General features: G+C 74.0%; 5 protein-coding genes. 4 read left to right on the top strand and 1 reads right to left on the bottom strand.

Annotated elements, in window-relative coordinates; genetic code table 11:
- Window positions 1-6 precede the first annotated feature (6 nt).
- Genes ACWGJY_RS08245 through ACWGJY_RS08230 form a run of 4 tightly spaced genes read left to right on the top strand, consistent with a single transcriptional unit; the run spans window position 7 to window position 5,070 of the window.
- Window positions 7-795, top strand: coding sequence for an alpha/beta fold hydrolase (locus ACWGJY_RS08245; protein WP_453259967.1), 789 nt, complete (start codon window positions 7-9; stop codon window positions 793-795).
- Complete coding sequence (locus ACWGJY_RS08240) at window positions 792-2,201, top strand: glycosyltransferase (RefSeq protein ID WP_453259966.1); 1,410 nt, start codon at window positions 792-794, stop codon at window positions 2,199-2,201. The genes ACWGJY_RS08245 and ACWGJY_RS08240 overlap by 4 nt, the downstream gene beginning before the upstream one ends.
- Window positions 2,202-2,206: 5 nt before the next feature.
- Entirely contained in the window at window positions 2,207-4,069 is a 1,863-nt protein-coding gene (locus ACWGJY_RS08235; RefSeq protein WP_453259965.1) for a class I SAM-dependent methyltransferase, read from the top strand.
- Window positions 4,066-5,070, top strand: coding sequence for a galactokinase (locus ACWGJY_RS08230; protein WP_453259964.1), 1,005 nt, complete (start codon window positions 4,066-4,068; stop codon window positions 5,068-5,070). The genes ACWGJY_RS08235 and ACWGJY_RS08230 overlap by 4 nt, the downstream gene beginning before the upstream one ends.
- Before the next feature lie 152 nt (window positions 5,071-5,222).
- Here ACWGJY_RS08230 and lysX read toward each other — a convergent pair whose 3' ends face one another.
- On the bottom strand, window positions 5,223-8,540 hold the full coding sequence (lysX, locus tag ACWGJY_RS08225; RefSeq protein WP_453259963.1) for a bifunctional lysylphosphatidylglycerol synthetase/lysine--tRNA ligase LysX: 3,318 nt from the start codon (window positions 8,538-8,540) through the stop codon (window positions 5,223-5,225).
- Window positions 8,541-8,582: the final 42 nt, after the last annotated feature.

The raw sequence follows: 8,582 nt of genomic DNA, 5'->3' as shown, positions 1-8,582 counted from the left end.
GCGCGGATGGCCCTCACCCCCGCAGGCGGGCTGCGTCTGCACACCCAGTGGCTGCCGGGCCGCGGCGACGCCACGGTCGTCTTCCTCCACGGCCTGGTGATGGACAACCTGTCCAGCTTCTACTGCACCCTGGCGGGACCGGTCTCCCGCGCCGGACACCAGGTACTCCTCTACGACCAGCGCGGGCACGGCCGCAGCGAGCGCCCGCCCGACGGCTACGACAGGGACAGCGCGCTGGCCGACCTCGCCGCCCTGCTCGGTTCCCTCGGTGTCGACCGCCGCCCGGTCCATCTGGTCGGCAACAGCTACGGCGGTGTGCTCGCCCTGCACACCGCACTCGTCCGGCCCGACCTGGTGGCCTCACTCGTGCTGATCGACGCCCAGCTGACCGGCGACTGGGTCGAGGACATGACCGACACCCTCACCGTCGCGGCCCTCGGCCTCGAACACCGCCGTCTGCCCGAGCAGCTCGCCGCGCTCGGGCGGCGCAAGGAGGCCCGGCTGACCGCCGGCGCCGACGCCCTGCTCAACCGCACCACCCTGATCGAGGACATCGCCGCGGGCCGCGCCTTCACCGCCCGCGACTTCGCCCGGCTGAGCCGCCCGGTCCTCGCCGTCTACGGAGAGCACTCCGAACTCCTGCCCGGCGCACGGGAACTGGCGCGCGCCGCCCCGGACTGTGAGCTGTGTGTCCTCCCCGGTGTCGGGCACACCGTGCTCAACGAAGCCACCGAAGGGCTGTGCGCCGCGCTGCTGGCACGGCTCGGCGCCCGGACCGGGGCGGTGACCGGATGAGAGTGCTGTTCGTCGTCCCGCCGCTGGCCGGCCATGTCAACCCCACCCTCGCCGTCGCCGCCGAACTCACCGCGCGCGGCCACCAGGTCGCCTGGACCGGTCCCGCCGCGACCCTCGCGTCCCTGCTCCCGGCCGGTTCCCTCCTGTACGCGGCGGGAGACCGGGACGCGGCCGACGGCTCGGATGTCCTGCACGGGCGCTGGCGCGATCTACGGGGTGTCGCCGCCCTCCGGTTCCTGTGGGCGGACGTCCTCATCCCGCTCGCCCGCGCGATGCTCCCCGGTGTGCACACCGCCGTCGAAGCCTTCGCGCCCGATGTGCTGGTCGCCGACCAACAGGCCCTGGCCGGGCCGCTGGTGGCGCGCCGCCACGGTCTGCCCTGGGCGACCTCGGCGACCACCTCGGCCGAGTTCACCCGGCCCTTCGAGGGTGTCCCCAAGGTGGGGGAGTGGGTGGCACAGCGCATCGCGGCGCTGCTCGCCGAATGCGGCGCGCCCAGCGGCTGGGACCCGCGCTTCTCCCCGCACCTCGTGCTGGTCTTCTCCACCCCCGCGCTCATCGGGGACGGCGGGCCGTTCGGGGACGGCGGGCCGTTCGGGGACGGGGCGAGCAGGGCGGAGCCGGCCGCCGGCGGAACCGGCGCCGCGGCCCGCCCCGCCGGATACGGATATCCGCCCCACTACGCCTTCGTCGGCCCCGCCTTCGGTGCCCGCCCGTCCGCCGGAGCCTTCCCGTGGCACCGGCTGGACCCCGGGCGCGCACGGGTGCTCGTCTCCCTCGGCACCCTCAACCGCGAGGCGGGCGCCCGCTTCTACCCCGCGGTACTGCGCGCCGCCGACGCCCTTGCGGACCGTGCGCAGCTGATCCTGGCCGCCCCCGGAGACCTCGCCGGGACCGTCCCGCACCACATGGTGCACCAGGAGTACGTCCCCCAGCCCGCCCTGCTGCCGCACCTCGACGCCGTCGTGTGCCACGGCGGCCACAACACCGTGTGCGAGGCGCTCGCCCACGGACTGCCGCTGGTCGTGGCGCCGGTCCGCGACGACCAGCCGATCGTCGCCCGGCAGGTGACCGAGGCCGGTGCGGGAGTGCGGGTGCGCTTCGGCCGGGCCCGTGCGCAGGAGCTGCACCAGGCGCTGGCCGCCGTCCTGGACGACCCGGCCCACCGCCGTGCGGCCCGCCGTATCCAGGCGTCCTTCGCCGCGGCGGGCGGCGCCCGCACCGCGGCCGACCGCTTGGAGAAGCTGCCGCCCGGCGGCACGGGCCCCGGCCCCGCCCCGACCGAGACCAAGACCGAGACCGAGGCGAAGACCGAGGCGAAGACCGAGGCGAAGACCGAGGCCAAGGCCAAGACCGAGACCAAGAGCAAGGCCAAGACCGAGACCAAGACCGAGAAGGGACCGTGAGCCGGATGACGCGAGCGCACCGTACGGGACGCCGCACGCGATGGGTGGCGGCCGCCGCCGTGACGGCCCTGGGAGCGGGCACCGTGCGCGCCCGCCGCAGGCTGGCCGCGCTGCCCGTGCTCGACCCCGGCGGACCGCACGGCGCCCCGCGCCCACCGCTCCCGGGCTGGCACCTGATCACCGCGCCCGGCGTCGTGGCCGACGACGCGACCCTGCGCGCCGCGGCCGACCACGCCGTACGCGAAGGACTGCGCGTCGTGGACCTGATCCCGGCGCGCCTGGACGCCGAGAGCACCCTCGGTCTGCTCCGGCTCCTCGACCCCGCGGCCCACCGCACCGACCGGTGCGCTCCGGGCCACGGCGCCGGGCACGCCCTGCTGGTGGCCGACGACGTCTACCGGCGGGCCGGACTCGACGCCCAAGAACCGCCGCGTTCGACGGCCGGTCTGCTCCGCCTCGTCCGCACCCTCAAGGAGTACGCACCCGACGCCACCGGCTGGGCCATCGCCCCCGGGCTGACCGTGCCGCCCCCCGACCCCGCGCGGCACGCCGAGGAGCTCCGCGCCCGCGGTCTGCCGCCGGTCCTGCTGTCCGCCGCCCGGCTCGCCGGTCTCGTCCTGCTGGTGAAGTGCCTGACCTCGGCGCCGCGTTGGGGCGCGGCGGCGACCGCCCTCTACTGGCTGCAGCTCGCCGTCGTCCTGGGCCCGGCCCGGGGACCGCGCCCCGCCGGCCTCGCCCGTGCCACGGTCTCCCGACCCCTGTGCGCCCTGTCCACCGCGCTGCGGACGCTGGCCACACCGGCCGCCGACGAGCCCGAGGACGCCGGCGCCCCGGCGCGCCGGGCCGCATACACCGCCGCACTCGCGGGTGGCACGGACCGGTTCTTCGAGCCCCGCCGCACCGACTGCCCCTGGTGCTCGGCACCCGACCCCGCCGTGCGCATCCGCACGCCCGACCTGCTCCAGGGCAAGCCCGGCCGCTTCACCCTGGAGGAGTGCCGCCAGTGCGGGCACATCTTCCAGAACCCCCGGCTCACCCAGGAGGGACTCGACTTCTACTACCGCGACTTCTACGAAGGCCTCGGCGGCGACGGCGCCGCCCTGGTCCTGGGCCGGATGAGCGACACCTACCGTGCCCGCGCCGAACTCCTGGGGCCCTTCACCACCCCCAGAGCCTGGCTCGACGTCGGCACCGCCGCGGCACACTTCTGCAACGCCGCCCGCGCCGTATGGCCCGAAACCCGCTTCGACGGACTGGACATGGGCGAAGGGGTCCACGAAGCCGCCCGCCGCGGCTGGATCGACACCGCCCACCAGGGCCAGTTCCCCGACCTCGCCGACCGGCTCGCCGGGCGCTACGACACGGTGAGCATGCACCACTACCTCGAACACACCCGGGACCCCTTCGCCGAACTCGATGCGGCCGTCAAGGTCCTGGCCCCCGGCGGCCATCTGCTCATCGAACTCCCCGACCCCACCTCCCGTGCCGGCCGGCTGCTCGGCCGCTACTGGCTGCCCTGGTTCCAGCCCCAGCACCAGCACCTCATGCCGGCCGCCAACCTCAAACAGGCCCTGGAAGCACGGGGATTCACCGTCCTCGTCGAGCAGCACGGCGCCGCGCACCAGCCGAACGGTGACTTCCTCGGCGCCGTCGCCCTCGCCGCGAACGGACTCGCCCCCGACCCGCTCGCCCCCTGGTCCACCGTCCCCGCCACCCCGGCCCGCCGCGCCGCCCGAAGCGCCGTACAGGCCATGGCGGTGCCCTGCTACGCCGCCGCGCTCGCCCTCGACGCCCTGCGCACCGCGGCGGCCCGGACCACCGACGGCGGCAACGCCTACCGGCTGCTCGCCCGTAAGGAGCTGGGATGAGTGCGGCGGACCTGGCGTACCGCACGACGGCGGACCCGCTGCTGCGCCTGCTCTCCCACGGCTTCGCGACGGCGTACGGCCGGGCGCCCGACGCGGTGTGGCGGGCCCCGTACGCCTTCCGGGTCCCCGCGTCCGCCGTCCCGTCCGGCCCGCCGTACACCGGGACGGCGCTACGGACCGACTGGTTCGCGGCGGCCGGCCACCATGTCGATGTGGCGGTCGCCCCGCGCGCCGACGGGATGCTGCGCTGCGGCTCGCTCAACCACCCGGCCGGGACTGCCGAACTCCCCCTCACCGGCCCACCCGCCCGCGCTCCCGACTGGGCGGCCCGCCCCTACGCCGTGCTGCGCGCCCTCGCCGCCGCCGGATGCGGACGCGGCGGCGCCGATCTGCAGCTGAACGTCCCCTTGCCGGACGCCGCGGGGCTGCCCGTCGCCGCACCGGTGGAGTGCGCGGTCGCGCTGGCCGTCGCGGGCGCACACGCCGGGCGGGGCGGACGCCCGCCGACCCGCGCACAGTTGGCGCGTCTGCTGTGCGCCGCGGCACCCGGCGATGACGGGCTGCGCCGGGCCGTCCTCTTCGCCCGGGGCGGCCACCTCCTCGCGGCCGACGGCAGTGCCCATCAGCCGCTGCGCGCCCCCGACGGCAGCCCGGACCCCTGTCTGCTCCTCCTGGCGGCCCGTGGCACCTTCCGTGGCGGCACGGATACGGACGCCGCCGTCCCGGCCACTGCGACGTCCACCGCGACATCCACCGCGACGCGCACCGCCTCCGCCGTGGCCACCGGTCTCGCCTCCGCGGTCCGTGAAGCCCTGCGTGCCGGTGCGTGGTCCGCCTGGTGGCCCGGCACCCGGCCGGGCCGCAGTGTGCTGCTGCTGGTGCCCCCGGACCGGCGGTCGGCCGTCCGGGCCGCCGCCTTCGAGGCCTTCCGCGGCTGCGGCCTCCCCGTGCCACGCATGCTGCGGATCACCCTCGCGGACGCGGCCCGCCGCGAGGACTGACGACCACGGCCCCGGGGCCCCGGCCCATCGCCTGCCCCATGGGCCAAGGGCGCATTCCAGGGGCCGCGGAAAGCGCCCGCGCACGGCGAAGGCCACCCCACAAGGAGGTGGCCTTCGCCGTGCCGCCCGTCGTCAGCGGGCCCCGGGTGCCGTCAGCGGCGCCGCACCAGCGGGAACGGCAGCGTCTCGCGGATCGACAGACCGGTGAGGAACATGACCAGCCGGTCCACGCCGATGCCCAGACCACCGGTCGGCGGCATCGCGTACTCCAGGGCCTGGAGGAAGTCCTCGTCCAGCTCCATGGCCTCCGGGTTGCCGCCGGCCGCCAGCAGCGACTGCGCGGTGAGCCGCCGCCGCTGCTCCACCGGGTCGGTCAGCTCCGAATAGGCGGTGCCCAGTTCGGTGCCGAACGCGACCAGGTCCCAGCGCTCGGCGAGCCGCGGGTCGCGCCGGTGCTGGCGGGTCAGCGGGGAGACATCGGTGGGGAAGTCCTTGTAGAACGTGGGAAGCTCGGTCCGCTCCTCCACCAGCCGCTCGTACATCTCCAGCACGATGTCGCCACGGCCCATCTCCGGCTTCACCGGCACCGACGAGGCGTTGCACAGCCGGCGCAGCACGTCCGGCCCGGTGTCCGCGTCGACCTCTTCGCCGAGCGCCTCGGAGATCGCGCCGTAGACGGTCTTGACCGGCCAGAGCCCGGAGATGTCGTGCTCGACCAGCCGGCCGTGCTCATCCGCCTTCCGCGCCGTGGCGCTGCCGAACGCCGCGATCGCCGCGCCCTGGATCAGCTCCCGGGTCAGGTCGAGCATCACGTCGTAGTCGGCGAAGGCCTGGTAGGCCTCCAGCATCGTGAACTCGGGGTTGTGCTTGTAGGAGATGCCCTCGTTGCGGAAGGTCCGCCCCATCTCGAAGACCTTCTCCATACCGCCCACGCACAGCCGCTTGAGGTACAGCTCCGGCGCGATCCGCAGATACAGATCGAGGTCGTAGGCGTTGATATGGGTCTGGAACGGGCGGGCGTTGGCGCCACCGTGGATCTGCTGCAGCATCGGCGTCTCGACTTCCAGGTAGCCCCGGTCGATCAGCCCCTGGCGCAGCGCCTGCACGGCCGTGCTGCGGGCCCGCAGATTGTCCCGGGCGTCCGTCGAGACGACCAGGTCCACATACCGCTGGCGGACCTTGGCCTCCGGGTCGGACAGCCCGCGCCGCTTGTCCGGCAGCGGCCGCAGGCACTTGGCCGTCAGCCGCCACTGCGTCACGAACACGGTCAGCTGACCGCGGTCGCTGCTGCCGACCTCGCCCTCCGCCTCGACATGGTCACCGAGGTCGATGTCCGAGCCGAAGCGGTCCAGCAGGTCCTTGCCGCTGCCGTCCCGGGTGAGCGCGATCTGCAGATCGCCGGACCAGTCCCGCAGCACCGCGAAGAGCACCCCGCCGTGGTCGCGGGTGAGCAGCACCCGCCCGGCGACGCTGACGGACTTGCCGGTCCGCGCCCCGGGCGTCAGATCCGGGTATGCGTCGCGGACCTGGCCCAGGGTGTGCGTGCGCTCCACGCCCACCGGATAGGGGTCGGTGCCGGCCTCCCGCAGCCGCTCCAGCTTCCGGTGGCGCACCCGCACCTGTTCGGGCAGCGCGGCCAGTTCCTGCTCGCGCAGCTCCTCCTCGGTGGCCGGACCGTTCTGCACCAGGCCGAGTTCGTCCAGCGACGGCAGTCCCGCGGTGCTCGCCGGGGCCAGCAGCCGCTTCTTGTGGCCCTTGCCCCACAGCTTGCCCAGGCTCGGTACGGCGACGAAGCCCTCGGCGATACCGGAGGCCAGACCGATGCGGGCCAGCGCGCCGGCGTCCGCGTAGCACAGGAACCGCGGATACCACTCCGGGTTGTACTTCGCGTTGGAACGGTAGAGGGCTTCCAGCTGCCACCACTTGGAGAAGAACAGCAGCAGTTTGCGCCAGAACTTCAGCACCGGCCCGGCGCCGATCCGGGCGCCCTCCTCGAAGGCGGACCGGAACACCGCGAAGTTCAGCGAGATCCGGTGTACGCCCATGGCACCGGCCTGGGCGCACAGCCTGGCCACCATGAACTCCATGACACCGTTGGGTGCGGTGCGGTCACGGCGCATGACATCCAGCGAGATGCCGTCGTTGCCCCATGGCACGAACGACAGCAGCGCGATCATGTTGCCGTCGCCGTCGAACGCCTCGGCCAGCAGACAGTCCCCGTCCTCCGGGTCGCCCAGCCGGTCCAGCGCCATCGAGAAGCCGCGTTCGGTCTCGGTGTCCCGCCAGGCGTCCGCCCGGTGGATGACTTCCTGCATCTCCTCGTCGGTCAGCGCGGAGTGGCGCCGTACGCGGAAGGTCGCGCCGGTGCGCTCGACGCGGTTGACGGCCTGGCGGGTCACCCGCATCTCCCGGCCGTCCAGATCGAAGTCCTTCACATGCAAGATCGCCTCGTCGCCGAGCTGCAGCGCACCGAGCCCGCAGCGCGCGAACGCCTTGGCGCCGCCCTCACTGGCACCCATGACGGCCGGCTGCCAGCCGTAGCGTCCGGCGACCTCCAGCCAGGCCTCGATGGCCTGCGCCCACGCCTCGCGGTCACCGACCGGGTCACCACTGGCCAGACACACACCGGCCTCGACGCGGTAGGTGACGGCGGCCTTGCCGCTGGGGGAGAAGACCACGGCCTTGTCGCGGCGGGAGGCGAAGTAGCCGAGCGAGTCCTGGCTGCCGTAGCGCTCCAGCAGCGCCCGGATCCGGCCTTCCTCGTCGCCGTGCAGCGCAGCCTCCATCCGCTGCGAACGGAACAGCGCGGCCGCGGCGTTCAGCAGTGCCAGCGCACCGAGCAGACCGAGGACGGCGCTGGTCCAGTGCGGCGGATGGCCCTCGATCAGCCGGCCGCCCACCAGCCCGCCGCAGACGCGGTTGGCGGCCCACAGCAGCCGGTTGGCGCCACCGTGCTCCAGCGTGCCGGGGGCCAGCGACACCAGTCCCCAGCCGAGCAGCACCGCCACCGTGAGCCCGCCGACCAGCACCAGGATCGCGCGCAGGAACGCGCCGCGGCGGGTGATCGCGTAGAACTCGCGGTGCGAGACGAGCAGCAGCACCAGCGCACCGGCGCACAGCAGCAGGGAGAAGGCGTACTCCCAGTACCCGGCGGCCAGGAACAGCGCGTCCGCCAGGGTGACCAGCACCATGTAGGTCACCACGAACCACAGCGCCACCTGTTTGCGAGCGGTCATCGCCGCGGCCAGGAGGAAGAGGAACACGGCATAGGCGAAGTTGGGCACCACCGGGATGGTGAGCGTGTCCAGCCAGTAGATCACCGGGTGGAGTCCGCGCCGGAGCGGCCCGATCAGCGCCATCAGGGCACAAAAGAGCCCCAACACGCTGAAGATGATGGCGAAGCCATTGGGGACGCGGCGCCGGAAGCGCCGCCACCCCGTGAGTTGATCCTGGTCCTGCACGGTGCTCATTCCGTCACACTAGGCTCTGAAAGGGCTCAGCTGCTCGACGCG

The organism is Streptomyces sp. NPDC054765 (assembly GCF_053612065.1).
The sequence above is the reverse complement of the archived record's forward strand: the minus strand, read 5'-3'. Positions and strand labels throughout refer to the sequence as shown.

What these genes read in the sequence shown, in the direction of transcription:
- ACWGJY_RS08245 (WP_453259967.1), top strand. Translation starts at nt 7, where the DNA reads ATGGCCCTCACCCCCGCAGGCGGGCTGCGTCTGCACACCCAGTGGCTG.
- ACWGJY_RS08235 (WP_453259965.1), top strand. Translation starts at nt 2,207, where the DNA reads ATGACGCGAGCGCACCGTACGGGACGCCGCACGCGATGGGTGGCGGCC.
- ACWGJY_RS08230 (WP_453259964.1), top strand. Translation starts at nt 4,066, where the DNA reads ATGAGTGCGGCGGACCTGGCGTACCGCACGACGGCGGACCCGCTGCTG.
- lysX (WP_453259963.1), bottom strand. Translation starts at nt 8,540, where the DNA reads ATGAGCACCGTGCAGGACCAGGATCAACTCACGGGGTGGCGGCGCTTC.
- ACWGJY_RS08240 (WP_453259966.1), top strand. Translation starts at nt 792, where the DNA reads ATGAGAGTGCTGTTCGTCGTCCCGCCGCTGGCCGGCCATGTCAACCCC.